At 64.2% G+C, this 17,865-nt stretch carries 14 protein-coding genes; 1 reads left to right on the forward strand and 13 read right to left on the reverse strand.

Translation table 11 applies throughout. The features are described 5' to 3' along the window. Positions 1 to 8: 8 nt before the first annotated feature. Both argJ and secA read right to left on the reverse strand, forming a co-directional pair. Positions 9 to 1,250 (reverse strand): bifunctional glutamate N-acetyltransferase/amino-acid acetyltransferase ArgJ, encoded by a 1,242-nt coding sequence (gene argJ, locus LDZ24_RS11520; protein ID WP_305854662.1) that lies wholly within the window; start codon positions 1,248 to 1,250, stop codon positions 9 to 11. Between the two features lie 186 nt (positions 1,251 to 1,436). Further along, positions 1,437 to 4,250, reverse strand: coding sequence for a preprotein translocase subunit SecA (secA, locus tag LDZ24_RS11530; protein ID WP_175945169.1), 2,814 nt, complete (start codon positions 4,248 to 4,250; stop codon positions 1,437 to 1,439). Positions 4,251 to 4,538: 288 nt separating this feature from the next. Between secA and LDZ24_RS11535 the strand changes: the two genes are divergently transcribed. Next, positions 4,539 to 5,033: a DUF721 domain-containing protein gene (locus LDZ24_RS11535; RefSeq protein WP_248320540.1), complete on the forward strand. Its 495-nt coding sequence runs from the start codon at positions 4,539 to 4,541 to the stop codon at positions 5,031 to 5,033. Positions 5,034 to 5,081: 48 nt separating this feature from the next. Here the strand turns inward: LDZ24_RS11535 and lpxC are convergent, their stop codons facing one another. The 11 genes from lpxC to mraY form a co-directional block, all read right to left on the reverse strand. Further along, positions 5,082 to 5,999 carry a UDP-3-O-acyl-N-acetylglucosamine deacetylase gene (gene lpxC, locus LDZ24_RS11540; RefSeq protein WP_175945173.1) on the reverse strand — a complete coding sequence of 306 codons (918 nt, stop codon included), beginning with the start codon at positions 5,997 to 5,999 and terminating at the stop codon, positions 5,082 to 5,084. A 263-nt stretch (positions 6,000 to 6,262) separates the two neighbouring features. Then, positions 6,263 to 6,766, reverse strand: a complete 504-nt coding sequence (locus tag LDZ24_RS11545) for a peroxiredoxin (protein WP_206467070.1) — start codon at positions 6,764 to 6,766, stop codon at positions 6,263 to 6,265. Between the two features lie 264 nt (positions 6,767 to 7,030). Next, positions 7,031 to 8,227 (reverse strand): cell division protein FtsZ, encoded by a 1,197-nt coding sequence (gene ftsZ, locus LDZ24_RS11550; RefSeq protein ID WP_175945177.1) that lies wholly within the window; start codon positions 8,225 to 8,227, stop codon positions 7,031 to 7,033. A gap of 143 nt (positions 8,228 to 8,370) precedes the next feature. Further along, the gene (gene ftsA, locus LDZ24_RS11555) at positions 8,371 to 9,603 is read right to left on the reverse strand and encodes a cell division protein FtsA (RefSeq protein WP_159837031.1); all 1,233 of its coding nucleotides are present in this window, start codon (positions 9,601 to 9,603) and stop codon (positions 8,371 to 8,373) included. Positions 9,604 to 9,629: 26 nt separating this feature from the next. Further along, the gene (locus LDZ24_RS11560; RefSeq protein WP_244847283.1) at positions 9,630 to 10,382 is read right to left on the reverse strand and encodes a cell division protein FtsQ/DivIB; all 753 of its coding nucleotides are present in this window, start codon (positions 10,380 to 10,382) and stop codon (positions 9,630 to 9,632) included. Positions 10,383 to 10,394: 12 nt separating this feature from the next. After that, positions 10,395 to 11,336, reverse strand: coding sequence for a D-alanine--D-alanine ligase (locus LDZ24_RS11565; RefSeq protein ID WP_248322346.1), 942 nt, complete (start codon positions 11,334 to 11,336; stop codon positions 10,395 to 10,397). Between the two features lie 32 nt (positions 11,337 to 11,368). Further along, positions 11,369 to 12,763, reverse strand: a complete 1,395-nt coding sequence (gene murC / locus LDZ24_RS11570; RefSeq protein ID WP_248320541.1) for a UDP-N-acetylmuramate--L-alanine ligase — start codon at positions 12,761 to 12,763, stop codon at positions 11,369 to 11,371. A 3-nt stretch (positions 12,764 to 12,766) separates the two neighbouring features. Next, a complete protein-coding gene (gene murG / locus LDZ24_RS11575; RefSeq protein ID WP_248320542.1) occupies positions 12,767 to 13,882 on the reverse strand; it encodes an undecaprenyldiphospho-muramoylpentapeptide beta-N-acetylglucosaminyltransferase in 1,116 nt (371 codons plus the stop codon). After that, the gene (gene ftsW, locus LDZ24_RS11580) at positions 13,879 to 15,141 is read right to left on the reverse strand and encodes a putative lipid II flippase FtsW (protein ID WP_248320543.1); all 1,263 of its coding nucleotides are present in this window, start codon (positions 15,139 to 15,141) and stop codon (positions 13,879 to 13,881) included. Before ftsW ends, murG begins: the two co-directional genes overlap by 4 nt. Continuing rightward, entirely contained in the window at positions 15,138 to 16,649 is a 1,512-nt protein-coding gene (murD, locus tag LDZ24_RS11585) for a UDP-N-acetylmuramoyl-L-alanine--D-glutamate ligase (RefSeq protein ID WP_248320544.1), read from the reverse strand. Before murD ends, ftsW begins: the two co-directional genes overlap by 4 nt. Positions 16,650 to 16,694: 45 nt before the next feature. After that, positions 16,695 to 17,864 (reverse strand): phospho-N-acetylmuramoyl-pentapeptide-transferase, encoded by a 1,170-nt coding sequence (gene mraY, locus LDZ24_RS11590; RefSeq protein ID WP_159837037.1) that lies wholly within the window; start codon positions 17,862 to 17,864, stop codon positions 16,695 to 16,697. Position 17,865 lies beyond the last annotated feature (1 nt).

The following is a 17,865-nucleotide window of genomic DNA, read 5'->3' on the forward strand; positions in this document are numbered from 1 at the left end:
GGCGCGCGTTACGAGCGGTAATCCGCGTTGATGCTCACGTAGTCGTGCGAGAGGTCGCAGGTCCAGATCGTCGCCTGCTGCTGGCCGCGGCCAAGCAACACACGAATGGCGATCTCGCTCTTTTTCATCACGCGCTGGCCGTCTTCTTCGCGGTAGTCGGGGTTGCGTCCGCCCGCCTTCGCGACGAGCACGTCGTCGAGATACAGGTCGATCTTGCCGACGTCCAGATCGGTCACGCCCGCATAGCCGATGGCGGCAAGAATGCGGCCGAGATTCGGGTCCGACGCGTAAAACGCCGTCTTCACGAGCGGCGAATGACCGATTGCATAGGCAATCTGGCGGCACTCCGCGACGTCCTTGCCGCCTTCGACCGTGATGGTCATGAGCTTGGTCGCGCCCTCGCCGTCGCGCACGATCAACTGCGCGAGTTCCTGCGCCACGGACGTGACCGCGTCGCGCAACGCGGCGTACGCGGGCGAATCCGTGGACGTGATGGCGGGCAGGCTCGACTTGCCCGACGCGATCAGGATGAACGAATCGTTGGTGGACGTATCGCCGTCGATGGTGATGCAGTTGAACGAGCGATCCGCCACGTGCTTCACCAGCTCATCGAGGACCGGCTGCGCGACCGCGGCATCGAACGCGAGAAAGCCGAGCATCGTCGCCATGTTCGGCTTGATCATGCCCGCGCCCTTGCTGATGCCCGACAGCGTCACCGTATGGCCGTCGATCTGCACCTGACGCGACGCGGCTTTCGGCAGCGTGTCGGTGGTCATGATGGCTTGCGCGGCATCGAACCAGTGCGCGGCCTGTTGATTGGCGAGCGCGGCGGGCAGCCCCGCTTTCAGACGATCGATCGGCAGCGGCTCCAGAATCACGCCGGTCGAGAACGGCAGAATCTGCTGCGGTTCGACGCCCGCCAGACGGGCGAGCTCCGCGCAGGTCTCGCGTGCGTGCGCCATGCCGGGCTCCCCCGTGCCCGCGTTCGCGTTGCCCGTGTTCACCACCAGCGCGCGAATGCCCTTGCCGCCCGCGCGCACCGCGTCCAGATGCTCGCGACACACCGTCACGGGCGCCGCGCAGAAGCGGTTCTGCGTGAACACGCCCGCGACCGTCGCGCCTTCATCGACGCGAATCACGAGCACGTCCTTGCGATTCGGCTTGCGGATATTCGCTTCGGCCCAGCCTAGCGTGACGCCAGTGACCGGATGAAGCGCGGCGGGATCGATCGAGGGGAAGTTGACAGCCATGTTCGCGACTCGCTGAAGGTGGCGAGTGCCGGCTCGCATGCGCCGGCACGCTGTGAAAGACTGACGCCGCCGGCAGGCCGGGAGCGCCGTGAAACGCCGGGCGCGCAGCACAAGGCGTGCTCGAACCCGCAAAAACAAACGACGCATTGCTGCGTCGCTTGCCAGATTTGTCGGACGGACAGTTCGTTATACGAGTTTGCCGTGACAGTTCTTGTACTTCTTGCCGCTGCCGCACGGGCACGGGTCGTTGCGGCCGACCTTCGGCACGTCGTCGGCCGGGCGCGTGGCCACGCTGATGTCGTCGCCGCCAGCCATTGCCTGGCTGATCATCTGCGCGGTGGCCGTGGCTGCCGCGGCTGCGGGCGCAGCGGGCGCGGCCGCCGCGTTGTAGTCCGCATGCGTGAACGACACGTTCTCGACGTGGCTGCCCTTTTCTTCGTACTGCTCGGCGGCTTCTTCCAGTTGCTCCGGCGACTGGATCTGCACGTTCATCACGATGCGCGTGACTTCCTGCTTCACCGCGTCCAGCATGGCGGCGAACAGTTCGAACGCCTCGCGCTTGTATTCCTGCTTCGGGTTCTTCTGCGCATAGCCGCGCAGATGGATGCCCTGACGCAGATGATCCAGCGCCGCCAGATGCTCGCGCCAGCGGCTGTCGAGCGTCTGAAGCATGATCGAACGCTCGAACGCGCTGAACGATTCGCGGCCCACGAGCGCGACCTTCGCCTCGTACGCCTCGTCGGCGGCGGCGAGAACGGCTTCGCAGATTTCCTCGGCGTCGATCGAATTCGACTCGTTGATCATCTCCTGAATGGCGAGATCGAGCGACCACTCGTTGCGCAGCACTTCCTCCAACTCGGGCGCGTCCCACTGCTCCTCGATGCTGCCCGCCGGAACGAACGTGCGCACGAGGTCGGTGATCACGCTATGACGCATGGCCGCGATCGTTTCCTGCACGTCGTTCGCTTCGAGCAGTTCGTTGCGCTGCTGGTAGATCACCTTGCGCTGATCGTTCGCGACGTCGTCGTATTCGAGCAGTTGCTTGCGAATGTCGAAGTTGCGCGCTTCCACCTTGCGCTGCGCGCCTTCGATGGACCGCGTGACCATGCCCGCTTCGATCGGCTCGCCTTCCGGCATCTTCAGGCGATCCATGATGGCGCGCACGCGGTCGCCCGCGAAGATGCGCAGAAGCGGATCATCCAGCGACAGATAGAAGCGCGACGAGCCCGGATCGCCCTGACGGCCCGCGCGGCCGCGCAACTGGTTGTCGATACGGCGCGATTCGTGACGCTCGGTGCCGATGATATGCAGCCCGCCCGCCGCCTTCACGTGGTCGTGCAGCGCCTGCCATTCGTCATGCAGCTTCTGGATGCGCGCGGCTTTCTCGTTCTCGGGAATGGAGAGATCGGCTTCGATGAACGACGCCTGTTTCTCTACATTGCCGCCGAGCACGATGTCCGTGCCGCGACCCGCCATGTTGGTCGCGATGGTGACGACGCCCGGCCGCCCCGCTTCCGCGACGATTGCCGCTTCGCGCGCGTGCTGCTTCGCGTTGAGCACTTCGTGCTTGATGCCGGCCTGCATCAGCATGCCGGACAGCAGTTCGGACGCTTCGATCGACGTCGTGCCGACGAGCGTCGGCTGGCCCCGTTCGACGCAATCGCGAATGTCGCGGATGACGGCGTCGTAACGTTCCTTCGATGTCTTGTAGATCTGGTCCTGCTTGTCGACGCGCTTCGGCGGACGGTTCGTCGGAATGACGACCGTCTCCAGGCCGTAAATTTCCTGGAACTCGTACGCTTCGGTATCCGCCGTGCCGGTCATGCCGGACAGCTTCGCGTACATGCGGAAGTAGTTTTGCAGCGTGATGGAGGCGAGCGTCTGGTTCTCGGCCTGAATCTGCACGTGTTCTTTCGCCTCGACTGCCTGATGCAGGCCGTCCGACCAGCGGCGGCCCGTCATCATTCGGCCGGTGAATTCGTCGACGATCACGACTTCGCCGTTCTGCACCACGTAATGCTGATCGCGATGGAAAAGCGTATGCGCGCGCAGGGCGGCATAGATGTGGTGCATCAGCGTGATGTTCTGCGGCGCGTACAGGCTCTCGCCTTCGCCGATCAGGCCCCACTCGGCGAGCAGGCGCTCGGCTTTCTCGTGGCCCGACTCGGTGAGGAAAACCTGACGCGCTTTCTCGTCGAGCGTGTAGTCGCCCGGCTTTTCGACGCCCGTGCCGTCCGCCTTTTCCTCGCCGATCTGCTGTTCGAGCAGCGGCGGCAGCGCGTTCATGCGCACGTAGAGATCGGTGTGATCTTCAGCCTGACCGGAAATGATGAGCGGTGTACGCGCTTCGTCGATCAGGATGGAGTCCACTTCGTCGACGATGGCGAAGTTGAGCGGCCGCTGCACGCGCGCGTCGGTCTCGTAGACCATGTTGTCGCGCAGATAGTCGAAGCCAAACTCGTTGTTCGTGCCGTAGGTGATGTCCGCCGCGTACGCCTGCTGTTTCTGCGAGTGCTCCATCTGCGACAGATTCACGCCGCACGACAGCCCGAGAAAGTTGTAGAGGCGCGCCATCCACTCGGCGTCACGCTGGGCGAGGTAGTCGTTCACCGTCACCACATGCACGCCGCGGCCCGACAGCGCGTTCAGATACGCGGCGAGCGTGGCGACGAGCGTCTTGCCCTCGCCCGTGCGCATTTCCGCGATCTTGCCGTAGTGCAGAACCATGCCGCCGATCAGCTGGACGTCGAAGTGGCGCATTTTCAGCACGCGCCGGCTCGCTTCGCGGCAGACGGCGAACGCCTCCGGAAGAATCACGTCCAGCGACTCGCCGCCCGCGACGCGCTTGCGGAACTCGTCCGTCTTCGCGCGCAACTGATCGTCCGTATACTTCTCGACGGTCGGCTCGAGGGCATTGATCGCCACAACGGTCTTTTGGTACTGCTTGACCAGCCGCTGATTGCGGCTGCCAAAAATCTTCTGAAGGAAACCGGTCGTCATTGGATCAGTGTCTGCGTCGCGGCTTCGGATGGGCGGCAGCGCGATGCTGCGTCCGGGCTCGGAAAACCTCGGCGACTTAAGTCCATTGGGTGAAATTCGAATCGGGAATTTTAGCACGCGAGTCAAGCACATCTTGCGTCAGCGTGGGCGCTCGGGCGTTTGCGCCACGCGACAGTCAACGCGTTGAAAGCTTGGCCGCGCGGGCTTTCGCGGCGGGCGTCCACGCTAAGTGGAAGGCAGGCTCGCGGTACAATCGAGCGGTCGCATCACGCGTCCGCTGATTAAAAAATGAGCCGCTTTTCTACAAATTCAAGGTCTGCGCCGGGGCGGTTCGATCCGCGCCGACCGCAAGCCCTGGCCGACGTGCTGGATCGCACCGACGCGTTCCGCGCGCTGCGCGCGGGCGTCGAGCAAGTGGCGGCGCTCCAGCGCGATCTGACCGCGCTGCTGCCCGACTATCTGGCGGCGAATGTCGAGCCCGGCTTTATTAAGGACGGCGTGCTGGCGCTTTTCGCCGCGCACAATGCGCTCGCCGCGCGCTTGCGGCATATCGAGCCGCGGCTTCTGTCGGATCTCCAGCAGCGCGGCTGGGCGGTGGATTCGCTCAAGATCCGCGTGCGTCCCCAGTCGATGAAGGAAGCGCCGCCACCGAAGCAGGCGCGCATGTCCGCAGCGGGCGCGTCCGCGCTGCACGACCTCGCCGAGACGCTCGCGCCTTCGCCGCTACAGGAAGCGCTCGCGCGCATGGCGGCGCGTCACCAGGGGCGCGGGCAAAAAAAATGAGCGGCGCTTTCGCTGCCGCTCACCTTTCGTCCTGCTTTTTGCCGATGATCAGGCAAACGCCGTCTGCGTATCGAATGCGAAACCGCGCGGCGCTTTCTGCGTGTCCTCGAACGTGACGATTTCGAACGCCTCTTCGTTCGCCAGCAGTTCGCGCAGCAGCATGTTGTTCATCGCGTGACCGCCCTTGTACGCGGTGTAAGACGCGAGCAGCGGATGACCCACCACGTACAGATCGCCGATGGCGTCGAGCATCTTGTGCTTCACGAACTCGTCGTCGTAGCGCAGGCCGTCGTTGTTCAAGATGCGGTACTCGTCGAGCACGATGGCGTTGTCCATGCTGCCGCCGCGCGCCAGACCCAACTCGCGCATCATTTCCACTTCATGCGCAAAGCCGAACGTGCGAGCGCGAGCAATTTCGCGCACATACGACGTCGTCGCGAAATCGACTTCCAGCGCCTGCCCGGTCTTGTCGACTGCCGGATGGCGGAAATCGATGGTAAAGCTCAGTTTGAAGCCGAAATACGGTTCGAGACGCGCGAATTTATCGCCATCGCGCACTTCGACGGGCTTCTTCACCTTGATGAATTTCTTCGGCGCGTTCTGCTCTTCGATACCCGCCGACTGAATGAGAAACACGAACGAAGACGCGCTGCCGTCCATGATCGGGATTTCCTCGGCAGTGACATCGACGTACAGATTGTCGATGCCCAGTCCCGCGCACGCCGACATCAGGTGCTCGATAGTCGACACGCGCGCGCCGTCCTTTTGCAGCACGGACGCGAGCCGCGTATCGCCGATCGCCATGGCGGACGCGGGAATGTCGACCGGCTGCGGCAGGTCGATCCGAGAAAACACGATGCCGGTTCCAACCGGTGCCGGGCGCAGCGTCAGATCGACCTTGCGGCCGGAATGAAGCCCGATTCCCACGGTTTTGACGACGGTCTTGATTGTTCGCTGCTTCAACATGATTTTTTTCCGATAGCAATTCCCAATAAAGAGAATTAATCGTTCATTGAATTCTAATAGATCGAAGTATACTCCATTCGGAGTAAGTCGTCCCAAACGAAGAGGTATCAACTGTTTCCCTGTGTTACGCCGCGACGCAGGGCCAGTCAAGTAGAACGGGCCGATGGCCGGAATGGAGGCATTTCCGGTCATCGGCCCCAAGTTGTCGCCGAATGCGAGGGCGTCTTTACGCGTTGTACAAAGACAACGCGACGCCGCTGCGATCAGCGCAACGTCGCCAGAATGCTGCGAGCGTCGCTGACTTCGAACTTTCCGGGCGCTTCGACAGCGAGCGTCTTGACCACGCCGTTGTCGACCACCATCGCGTAACGCTGGGAACGGATTCCCATGCCACGCTCGGATAAATCCTGATCCAGTCCGAGTGCCTGAGTGAAACGCGCACTGCCGTCCGCCATCATCCTCACCTTGCCCGCGGCTTGGAGATCGCGTCCCCACGCGTTCATGACGAACGCGTCGTTGACGGAAACGCACCAGATTTCGTCGATGCCGGCGGCCCGAAACTCATCCGCCGCCTCGACATAACCCGGCACGTGTCTGGCGGAACACGTCGGCGTGAACGCGCCCGGCAATCCGAAGATCACCACGCGCTTGCCGGCGGTCCGCTCGCGCACCGCGAACCCGTTCGGTCCCACGGCACAGCCCTCGCTCGCCACTTCGATGAACTCGAAGAGACGCGCATCAGGCAACGTTTCACCCACTTCGATCATGCTCGGTCCTTCCCTCGTCAGTGCTCGAAACACCTTGCGATTGCATCGTCCCGCAGTCTCGCCTCGCGCTTGATCGACGATTCAGGTTTCATTTGCTCGTCGGCAAATTCGTGGAGGTCGGCTGGCCACGGCCTGGCGTCTGATGCTGACGCGGCCTTGGACAGTCGCCCCACGCGAAACCTGCGCCGCCTTCTCATGCTCGGCGCGTGCCTGCGGTGGCTGCATTGCTCTTGCTAGCTAGCGAGCAACGAGCACAGCGCGACTTCAGTCCGCTTGCTTGCGCAGGAACGCCGGGATGTCGTACGTATCGACGCCCTTCTCCTGCAATGCCTGCACGTGCGATGCCGCCGTTTCGCGCGACGAACGCCACACAGCCGGCGTGTCCAGCGAACCGTAATCCGTTGCCTGACCATGCTGCGGCGCGTACGTGTTGTGCGACGCGTGCGCGACCGGCTGGTTATCGGTGCCCGTGCGCAGGAGCGTCATCGGCGCTTGCTGCTGCTTCTTCGCCGCGCGGCCGAGGCCCGTTGCGACCACCGTCACGCGCAGGGCGTCGCCCATTGCATCGTCGTACACCGCGCCGAAGATCACGGTTGCGTCGTCGGCGGCGTAGCTCTTGATGGTGTTCATCACTTCGCGCGTTTCCGACAGACGCAGCGAACGGCTCGACGTGATGTTGACCAGCACGCCACGCGCACCCGACAGATCGACGCCTTCGAGCAGCGGGCTCGCCACGGCTTGTTCCGCAGCAAGACGCGCGCGATCGACGCCGGCGACGGTCGCCGTGCCCATCATCGCCTTGCCCTGCTCGCCCATCACGGTCTTCACGTCTTCGAAGTCGACGTTCACGAGACCGTCGACGTTGATGATTTCCGCGATGCCCGCGACAGCGTTGTTCAGCACGTCATCCGCGCACTGGAAGCACTTGTCCATCTCGGCGTCGTCGCCCATCACCTCGAAGAGCTTGTCGTTCAGCACGACGATCAGCGAATCGACGTGATCCTCCAGTTGCTGCGAGCCGGCTTCCGCCACGCGCATGCGGCGGCCGCCTTCGAATTCGAACGGCTTGCTCACGACGCCGACCGTCAGAATGCCCATTTCCTTCGCAATCTGCGCGACCACCGGCGCCGCGCCCGTGCCCGTGCCGCCACCCATGCCCGCGGTGATGAACACCATGTGCGCGCCGCGCAGTGCATCGGCGATACGCTCGCGCGCATCTTCAGCCGCTTCCTTGCCCTTCTCCGGCTTGGCGCCCGCGCCCAGACCGGTCATGCCCAACTGCAACACCTGCGGCGCGCGCGAACGTGCGAGCGCCTGTGCGTCGGTGTTCATCACGATGAAGTCGACGCCCTGCACACCCCGGTTGATCATGTGCTGAACGGCATTGCCGCCCGCACCACCAACTCCGACCACCTTGATGATCGTTCCGTTGGTTTCCGTTTCCAGCATTTCGAAATCCATGTTGCCTCCGTCAAGAATGAAGATCGGCGTTATCCGGTGAGAGATCGGGCAACCTCTCGCCGCGCGCTAGCCGCCGGTACCGGCGCGAATTATATTCATTACTTAAATACGTTTGTTTCGTACTGCTCTGTTCCACGCAAGCTTCAGAAGTTTCCGAGGAACCAGTCTTTCATTCGTGTGAGCACTTGCCCCATCGATCCGTTCTGCACCGCGACCTTGCGACCGCGCATGCGCTGCGAGCGTCCTTCCGCGAGCAGGCCCATGGCGGTCGAATAGCGCGGATTGCGCACGACATCCGCGAGACCGCCGGCGTACTCGGGCACGCCGATGCGCACCGGCTTCAGGAAGATGTCCTCGCCGAGTTCGACCATGCCGGGCATCATCGCCGCGCCGCCGGTCAGCACGACGCCGCTCGACAGCAACTCTTCGTAGCCGGATTCGCGCACGACCTGCTGCACGAGCGAGAACAGCTCCTCGACGCGCGGCTCGACCACCGCCGCCAGCGCCTGACGCGACAGCGTGCGCGGACCGCGTTCGCCGAGACCCGGCACTTCGATCATCTCGTCGGGGTCCGCGAGCGCCTGCTTCGCGATGCCGTACGTCACCTTGATGTCTTCCGCGTCGGGCGTCGGCGTGCGCAGCGCCATCGCGACGTCGCTCGTGATCTGATCGCCGGCAATCGGAATCACCGCCGTATGACGGATCGCGCCTTCGCTGAAGATGGCGATGTCGGTGGTGCCGCCGCCGATATCGACGAGCACGACGCCCAGTTCCTTCTCGTCCTCGGTCAGCACCGCCAGCGACGACGCGAGCGGCTGCAAGATGAGGTCGTTCACTTCGAGCCCGCAGCGGCGCACGCACTTCACGATGTTCTGCGCCGCGCTCACCGCGCCCGTGACGATATGCACCTTCACTTCGAGGCGAATGCCGCTCATGCCGATCGGCTCGCGCACGTCTTCCTGACCGTCGATGATGAATTCCTGCGTCAGGATGTGAAGCACCTGCTGATCGGTCGGAATGTTGATCGCCTTGGCCGTTTCGATCACGCGGGCGACGTCCGTCTGCGTGACTTCCTTGTCCTTGATCGCGACCATGCCGCTCGAATTGAAGCTGCGAATGTGGCTGCCCGCGATGCCGGTGAAGACGTTCGTGATCTTGCAATCGGCCATCAGCTCGGCTTCTTCAAGCGCGCGCTGAATGGATTGCACCGTTGCCTCGATGTTGACCACGACGCCTTTCTTCAACCCCTTCGAGTCGCTCTGACCGAGTCCGATCACCTCGTAGTGGCCTTCGCCCTTCAATTCGGCGACGATCGCGACCACCTTCGACGTACCTATGTCGAGGGAAACCAGCAGGTCTTTGTAGTCTTTGCTCATAGCGTGCTCATGCCTGTGATGTCTGCTTACTTCTTGGCCTTGTCGGTGTCGTTGATGAAGCGCATGCCGGCGGCGCGTATCGCGAAGCCGTTGGGATAACGCAAATCCGCATATTCGATGTCCTTGCCCCACCGCCCCGTGACCGCTGCCCACGACGCGACGAAGCGCTTGCAACGGTCATCCAGCGTGTCCTGATTGCGCTCGCGGCCCAGTTCGATCTGCGTGCCGTTCGAGAGCTTCACGGTCCACGCGAAACGCGGCGACAGCGTGACTTCCTCGGGCTGCGCGTCGAGCGGCGCGAACCACTTCTGGAAGTCGTGATACCGCGCGACCACTTCCTTCGCGGTGCCCTCCGGACCATCGAACGCGGGCAGGTCGTCGTCCAGTTCGCCCTGGTTCGCGGTGAAGAGCTCGCCGTCCACGCTGACCAACTGATCGCTGCCCCACGTGCCGAGCGGCTTGTACTCCTCCAGCGTCACGGCGATCGCGTTCGGCCACACGCGACGCACGCTCGCGCGGCGCACCCACGGCATCTGTTCGAACGCGGTGCGCGCGGTGTCGAGATCGACGGTGAAGAAGTTGCCCTTCAGGTGTCCCACGACGCTCGCCCGCACCGTCGGCGAATTGATGTGCGTCGTATCGCCGTCGATCTGAATCTCGCGCAGACGAAACTCGGGACGCTGGATCGCGTAGACGCCCGCCGCGCACAGCAGCATCAACACGAGCATGGCGTTGAGCGCGCTGGCGGCGAGATTCATCTGGCGAACGTTGTTCCACATGGTTGCGCTTCGTCAGTTCTTGAGGGTGAGAGACAGCACCTTCACAACCAGATCCTTGTAGCTGATGCCGACCGCACGCGCCGCTTTCGGCGGCAGCGAGTGATCCGTCATGCCCGGCGCGGTGTTCACTTCGAGGAAGTACGGGTGGCCGTCGGCGTCCAGCATGAAATCGGCGCGGCCCCAGTCCGTGCAGCCGAGCATGTCGAACGCGCGCTGCGTCAGTTGCTTCATGCGCGCTTCTTCGGCGTCCGTCAGACCGCAGGGAATCAGATACTTCGTGTCGTCGGCGACGTACTTCGCGTGGTAGTCGTAGAACTCGCCCGCCGGCACGATCTTGATGACCGGCAAATCGAGATCGCCCGCGATGCAGCACGTGTACTCGCCGCCGCCCTCGATGCTCTGCTCGACGATCACGATCTTGTCGAACTTCGCGGCTTCTTCCAGCGCCGGCACGAGCCGTTGCGCGCTCTTCACCTTGATGACCGCGACGCTCGAGCCTTCGCTCGCCGGCTTGACGAACAGCGGCAGCCCCAGCTTCGCGATGATTTCCTGCGCGCGCCCGGCGTAATCGTCGCCGCGATAGACGGTTTCGAACGGCGGCGTCGGAATGCCGGTCTGCTGCCACACGAGCTTGGTGCGCAGCTTGTCCATGCCGAGCGCCGAGCCGAGCACGCCGCTGCCGGTATAGCGAATGCCGTAGAAATCCAGCGCGCCCTGCAACTGGCCGTTCTCGCCATAGCCGCCGTGCAGCGCGATGAACGCGCGCTCGAAGCCTTCCGCCTTCAGATCCGACAACGGGCGTTCGGCGGGATCGAACGGATGCGCGTCGACGCCCGCCTCTCGCAGCCCTTCCAGCACGAGGCGGCCCGAATTGAGCGAGACTTCGCGCTCGGCGGAATTCCCGCCGAGAAGCACCGCCACTTTGCCGAAGACCTTCGGATCGATGTTGTTCACTGTGTTACTCATGACGTCGTTTGTTGCTGTCTTCACTGCGGCTGGCTCTGCGCGAGCCGTCCGCATACACCGCCGATGGAGCCCGCGCCCATCGTGATCACCACGTCGCCGTTGCGCGCGAGCGTCGTCACGGCGTCGGGCACTTCATCCACCGTTTCGACGAATACCGGCTCCACCTTGCCCGCCACGCGGATCGCGCGTGCGAGCGCGCGGCCGTCGGCGGCGACGATCGGCGCTTCGCCTGCGGCATAAACATCGGTGAGAACCAGTGCGTCCACGGTGGAGAGCACCTTCACGAAATCTTCGAAACAGTCGCGCGTGCGCGTGTAGCGATGCGGCTGGAACGCGAGCACGAGACGCCGGTCCGGGAATGCGCCGCGCGCCGCCGCGATGGTCGCGGCCATTTCCACCGGGTGATGCCCGTAGTCGTCGATCAGCGTGTACGCGCCTTCGTTGTCGTTCGTCTTCACGTCGCCGTAACGCTGGAAGCGCCGGCCGACACCGTTGAATTCGGCGAGCGCCCTCTGGATATCGGCATCCGCCACTTCGAGTTCAGTCGCAATCGCAATGGCGGCGAGCGCGTTCTGCACGTTATGCAGGCCCGGCAGATTCAGCACGATGTCGAGCGGCGGCGCGTCTTCGCGCATGGCCGTGAAATGCATGCGGCCGTCGCGCGCTTCGACGTTCACCGCGCGCACCTGCGCGTCGGCGCCGATGCCGTAGCGGATGATGGGCTTCGAGACGAACGGCAGGATCTCGCGCACGTTCGGGTCGTCGACGCACAGCACCGCGATGCCGTAGAAAGGCAGCCGGTGCGTGAATTCGATGAACGCCTGCTTGAGCCGCGCGAAGTCGTGGCCGTAGGTGTCCATGTGATCGGCGTCGATGTTCGTGATGACTTCGATCACCGGGAAAAGATTGAGGAACGACGCGTCCGATTCATCCGCTTCGGCGACGATGAAATCGCCGGTGCCGAGCCGCGCGTTCGCGCCCGCGCTGATGAGACGCCCGCCGATCACGAACGTCGGATCGAGCCCGCCCGCGGCCAGCACGCTTGCGACGAGCGATGTCGTCGTGGTCTTGCCGTGCGTGCCGGCAATGGCGATGCCCTGCTTCAGCCGCATGAGCTCGGCGAGCATCACGGCGCGCGGCACGATCGGCACGCGCCGATGGCGCGCGGCCAGCACTTCGGGATTGTCGGGACGCACGGCCGTCGATACGACGACCGCGTTCGCGCCTTCGATGTTCTGCTCGTTGTGTCCGATCTCGACGCGCGCGCCGAGTGCCTTCAGCCGCTCGGTGACGGCGTTCTTTGAGAGGTCCGAGCCGCTGACCTGATAGCCGAGATTCAGCAGCACTTCCGCGATGCCGCTCATCCCTGCTCCGCCGATGCCGACGAAGTGAATGTGCTTGACGATGTGTTTCATGACTTAATGTGCCTCCCGAGCTTGGCCCGTAAGACGCGCGCCGGCGACGTCGGCGCAGACGGTCGCGACCCGTTCGGTCGCGTCCGGTTTCGCCAGGGCGCGTGAGCGCGCGGCCATCTCCGCCAGCGTGTCGCGCGTCTGCGCACGCAACCAGCCGGCGAGCTTTTCCGCCGACAAATCGCGCTGTTGTATCAATTCCGCTGCGCCGTTCTTCGCGAGGAACGCGCCGTTGGTCGTCTGGTGATCGTCGACGGCAAACGGGAACGGCACGAAGAGCGCGGCCACGCCGACCGCCGCGATCTCGGACACCGTCATCGCACCCGAGCGGCAAATCACGAGATCGGCGGATGCGTACGCGCTCGCCATGTCCTCGATGAACGGCACGAGCTGCAAGTCTTCGCCGCGCGAAAGACCGGCCGTCGCGTAGTTCGCCTGCAATGCTTCGATATGCTTCGCGCCCGCCTGATGCACGATGCGCGGCCGTTCTTCCGGCGACAGCAGCGCGAGCGCCTTCGGCACCGTTTCGTTCAGCGCGGCCGCGCCCAGACTCCCGCCGACGACGAGGACGTTCAGCTTGCCCGCGCGCGACGCGTAGCGTTCTTTGGGCGGCAATGTCGACGTAAGTTCCGCTCGAATGGGATTGCCGGTCCATTCGGCATTTGGCAGAGCATTGGGAAACGCGACGAGCACGCGCTTCGCGAGATGCGCGAGCACCTTGTTCGCGAGACCCGCGATGGAGTTCTGTTCGTGCAGCACGAGCGGGCAGCCCGCGAGCTTCGTCATGATGCCCGCCGGAAACGTGATGTAGCCGCCCATGCCGAGCACGACGTCGGGTTTCACCTGGCGCAGCACGCGCAGGCTTTGCGAGCACGCGCGCATGAGATTCACCGGCAGCATCAGCTTCGTCTTGATGCCCTTGCCGCGCACGCCGCCGAAGCGCACGCATTCCATCGGGATGCCGTGCTTGGGGACGAGCGTCGCTTCCATGCCGCTCGCGTTGCCGAGCCAGACGACGCGCCACCCGCGCGCCTGCATCCAGTGCGCGACCGCGAGCCCCGGAAACACGTGGCCGCCGGTGCCGCCCGCCATGACCATCAGCGTGGGGCATTGCGCGCTCATACTTTGCCTCCGCGCATGAGCACGCGATTTTCGTAATCGACGCGCAGCAGCACCGCGAGCGCGACGCAGTTCAGCAAGATGCCCGAGCCGCCGTAGCTGACGAGCGGCAGCGTGAGGCCCTTGGTCGGCAGAAGACCGAGGTTCACGCCCATGTTGATGAACGTCTGCGCGCCGAACCAGATGCCGACGCCCTTCGCCATCAGCCCCGCGAACGTGCGATCAAGCGCCAGTGCCTGACGGCCGATCTCGAACGCGCGGCGCACGATCCAGTAAAACAGCAGAATCACGCAGATGACGCCGACGAAACCGAGTTCCTCGCCGATCACCGCGAGGATGAAGTCCGTATGCGCTTCCGGCAGATAGTTGAGCTTCTCGACACTGCCGCCGAGACCGACGCCGAACCACTCGCCGCGCCCGAATGCGATCAGCGAGTGCGTCAGCTGATACGCCTTGCCCTGCGCGTAGCGGTCGTCCCACGGATCGAGATAAGCGAAGATCCGCTCGCGACGCCACGGCGAGAGCCACACGAGCATGGTGAACGTGCCGACCGCAGTAAGCACCAGACCGCCGAAGAGCTTGCCATTCACGCCGCCGAGGAACAGCACGCCCATTGCAATGGCCGCGATCACCATGAACGCGCCCATGTCCGGTTCGAGCAGCAGCAGCGCGCCGACCGCGCCGACCGCCACGGCCATCGGCAAGAAGCCCTTGCCGAAACTGTGCATGAACTCTTGCTTGCGCACCGTGTAGTTCGCGGCGTAGATGGTCACCGCGAGCTTCATGATTTCGGACGGCTGCATGTTCGTGATGCCGAGCGGAATCCAGCGGCGCGCGCCGTTCACGCCCTTGCCGATGTGCGGAATCAGCACGATGACGAGCATCACGAGCGCGACCAGAAAGAGCTTCGGCGCGAGCTTGTCCCAGGTCTTCACCGGAATCTTGAACGCAATCACCGCGCCGACCAGCGCCGTCGCGACGGAAATGAGGTGCCGCACGAGGAAGTGATAGTCGCGGTACTGTGCGTACTTCGGCGAATCCGGCATGGCGATGGACGCGGAATACACCATCACGATGCCGAGCCCGAGCAAAGCGATCGTCACCCACAAGAGCGAGTGATCGTAGTCGAGCATGCGCGAGCGCGCGGGACGCACGCCGTTGACTGCGCTCGAAATGCCGCCCGAGCGCCCGGCGAGCGAATCGTTCGGAACCGCGTTCCGCTGCCCGGTGATTTTCGATCCGAAGCGGTCCGACCAGCTCATAGCATCACTCCCCGCGCGGCGGCGATATCTTCGACCGCGCTGCGAAACACGTCGGCGCGGTGTGCGTAGTTCTTGAACATGTCGAGGCTCGCGCACGCGGGCGACAGCAACACGGCGTCGCCTGGCTCGGCGATGCGCGATGCCGCCTGCGTCGCGGCTTCGAGCGTCGCGTGATCTTCGAGCGCGACGCCGGTGGCTGCGAGCGTCTCCCGAATGCGCGGCGCGTCGCGGCCGATCAGCATCACGGCACGCGCCCAGCGCGCAACCGGCGCTTCCAGCGGCGAGAAGTCCTGACCTTTGCCGTCGCCGCCCGCGATCAGCACGACGCGTTGCGCGAGGCCATCCAGCGCGGCGACCGTCGCGCCGACGTTCGTGCCCTTGCTGTCGTCCACGTAATCGACGCCGTCGATCTGCGCGATCACTTCCACGCGATGCGGTTCGCCGCGATACTCGCGCAAGCCGTGCAAGAGCGCGGCGAGCGGCAAGTCGATGGCGCGGGCCAGCGCGAGCGCGGCAAGCGCGTTGGCCGCGTTGTGCAGGCCACGAATGCGCAGCGCGTCGGCAGGCATCAGTCGTTTGGCAACGACGTTCGGCGCGGCAACGTCCTGCTTGCGGCGGCGCGACGGCGCGGGTTCGTCGGCAGCGTCGCGGTCGATGCCTTGCGCAAGCCACGCGATGCCGTTGTCGCGCAACAGACCGTAGTCGCCGACCTTAGACGGCTCATCCAGCCCGAACGTCACCACGCGGTCCTGCGCGATGTTCGCAGCGAGCGCCATCGTGCGGGCGTCGTCGCGATTCAGCACGCGCACCGTGCGCGGACCGAAGATGCGGCCCTTCGCGGCGGCGTAGGCGTCCAGGCCGCCGTGCCAGTCGAGGTGATCCTGCGTGATGTTCAGCACGGCAGCCGCATCCGGCGCGAAGCTGTGCGACGTTTCGAGCTGGAAGCTGGAGAGTTCGAGCACCCAGACGTCCGGCAGCGCGGTTTGATCGATCGCTTCGGCGAGCTTGTCGAGCATCGCCGGGCTGATGTTGCCCGCGACCGCCACGCGCTTGCCCGCGCGTTCGCACAGAAGACCGGTGAGCGCCGTGGTCGTCGTCTTGCCGTTGGTGCCGGTGATCGCGAGCACCTTCGGCTCGTAGCCGTTCACGGCAAGACCGGCGAGCGCCTGCGCGAAAAGTTCGAGTTCGCCCCACACCGGAATGCCGCGCTCCTTCGCCGCCGCGATCAGGGGCGCGAGGTCCGGCGCGAGCGGCGAAAGGCCGGGACTGATGGCAAGCAGTTCGATGCCGCCATCGAGCAGTCTGGTCGTGAACGCGCCGCCGACGAACTCCGCGTCGATGTTGTGAATCACCAGTTCCGACAGATTCGGCGGGTTCTCGCGCGTATCGGCGATCCGCAGCCGGCACCCGTGCCTGGCGCACCAGCGCGCCATCGCGAGGCCGGATTCACCGAGCCCCAGCACGAGCACCATCGGACTTTGCCGACCGGAAAACTTCTCGCCAAACATCGCTTTACCCTTTCCTGAAACCGAAGAAACCGCAGACGTGCACGATCAACGCAGCTTGAGCGTCGACAAGCCGAAGAGACACAACATCAACGTGATGATCCAGAAGCGCACCACCACTTGCGTTTCCGTCCAGCCGGACAGTTCGTAGTGGTGATGGAGCGGCGCCATCTTGAAGAAGCGCCGGCCTTCGCCGTAACGGCGCTTCGTGAACTTGAACCAGAAGACTTGCAGCATGACGGAGAGCGTTTCCGCCACGAAGATGCCGCCCATGATGAACAGCACGATTTCCTGACGAACGATTACCGCGATGGTGCCGAGCGCGCCGCCGAGCGCGAGCGCGCCGACATCGCCCATGAAGACTTGCGCGGGGTGCGTGTTGTACCAGAGGAACGCGAGGCCCGCGCCGCCCATGGCCGAACAGAAGATCAGCAGTTCGCCCGCGCCGGGAATGTGCGGAAAAAGCAGGTACTTCGAATACACCGAGCTGCCCATCACGTAGGCGAACGCCCCGAGCGACGCGCCGACCAGCACGACCGGCATGATGACGAGACCGTCGAGGCCATCGGTGAGATTCACCGCATTGCTCGATCCGACGATCACGAAGTACGTCATCGCGATGAAGCCCCACACGCCGAGCGGATACGTGATCGACTTAAGGAACGGCAGCATGAGGTCGGCGCGCGCGGGCAGGCCCATCGAGAGGCCGCTGCGCACCCACGCCATGAAGAGATCGAACACGCGCGTGTTGCTGGCCTCGGACACGCTGAACGCGAGATATACGGCCGCGAACAGGCCGATGACCGACTGCCAGAAATACTTCTCGCGCGACGACATGCCGCGCGGATCCTTGTGCACGACCTTGCGATAGTCGTCCACCCAGCCGATCACGCCATAGCCGAACGTGACGAGCATCACGATCCACACGAAGCGGTTCGTGAGATCGGCCCAGAGAAGCGTCGAAACCGCAATGCCCATGAGAATCAGCACACCGCCCATCGTCGGCGTGCCCGACTTGACGAGGTGCGTTTGCGGGCCGTCTTTGCGCACCGCCTGACCGACTTTCATCGCGGTCAGCTTGCGGATGACCCACGGGCCGCAGACGAGACCGATCAAAAGCGCCGTCGCGGTGGCGCCCACCGCGCGGAACGTAATATAGGTGAACACGCGCATGAAGCTGGCGTCATTCTGAAGCCATTGCGCGAGTGCGAGTAGCATG

Source organism: Caballeronia sp. Sq4a (assembly GCF_023170545.1).
Classification (GTDB): domain Bacteria; phylum Pseudomonadota; class Gammaproteobacteria; order Burkholderiales; family Burkholderiaceae; genus Caballeronia.

Coding starts and splice junctions, on each gene's coding strand:
- LDZ24_RS11535 (WP_248320540.1), top strand. CDS start 4,539: ATGAGCCGCTTTTCTACAAATTCAAGGTCTGCGCCGGGGCGGTTCGAT.
- LDZ24_RS11560 (WP_244847283.1), bottom strand. CDS start 10,382: ATGTGGAACAACGTTCGCCAGATGAATCTCGCCGCCAGCGCGCTCAAC.
- ftsW (WP_248320543.1), bottom strand. CDS start 15,141: ATGAGCTGGTCGGACCGCTTCGGATCGAAAATCACCGGGCAGCGGAAC.
- murC (WP_248320541.1), bottom strand. CDS start 12,763: ATGAAACACATCGTCAAGCACATTCACTTCGTCGGCATCGGCGGAGCA.
- secA (WP_175945169.1), bottom strand. CDS start 4,250: ATGACGACCGGTTTCCTTCAGAAGATTTTTGGCAGCCGCAATCAGCGG.
- murG (WP_248320542.1), bottom strand. CDS start 13,882: ATGAGCGCGCAATGCCCCACGCTGATGGTCATGGCGGGCGGCACCGGC.
- LDZ24_RS11545 (WP_206467070.1), bottom strand. CDS start 6,766: ATGATCGAAGTGGGTGAAACGTTGCCTGATGCGCGTCTCTTCGAGTTC.
- lpxC (WP_175945173.1), bottom strand. CDS start 5,999: ATGTTGAAGCAGCGAACAATCAAGACCGTCGTCAAAACCGTGGGAATC.
- murD (WP_248320544.1), bottom strand. CDS start 16,649: ATGTTTGGCGAGAAGTTTTCCGGTCGGCAAAGTCCGATGGTGCTCGTG.
- ftsA (WP_159837031.1), bottom strand. CDS start 9,603: ATGAGCAAAGACTACAAAGACCTGCTGGTTTCCCTCGACATAGGTACG.
- mraY (WP_159837037.1), bottom strand. CDS start 17,864: ATGCTACTCGCACTCGCGCAATGGCTTCAGAATGACGCCAGCTTCATG.
- argJ (WP_305854662.1), bottom strand. CDS start 1,250: ATGGCTGTCAACTTCCCCTCGATCGATCCCGCCGCGCTTCATCCGGTC.
- ftsZ (WP_175945177.1), bottom strand. CDS start 8,227: ATGGATTTCGAAATGCTGGAAACGGAAACCAACGGAACGATCATCAAG.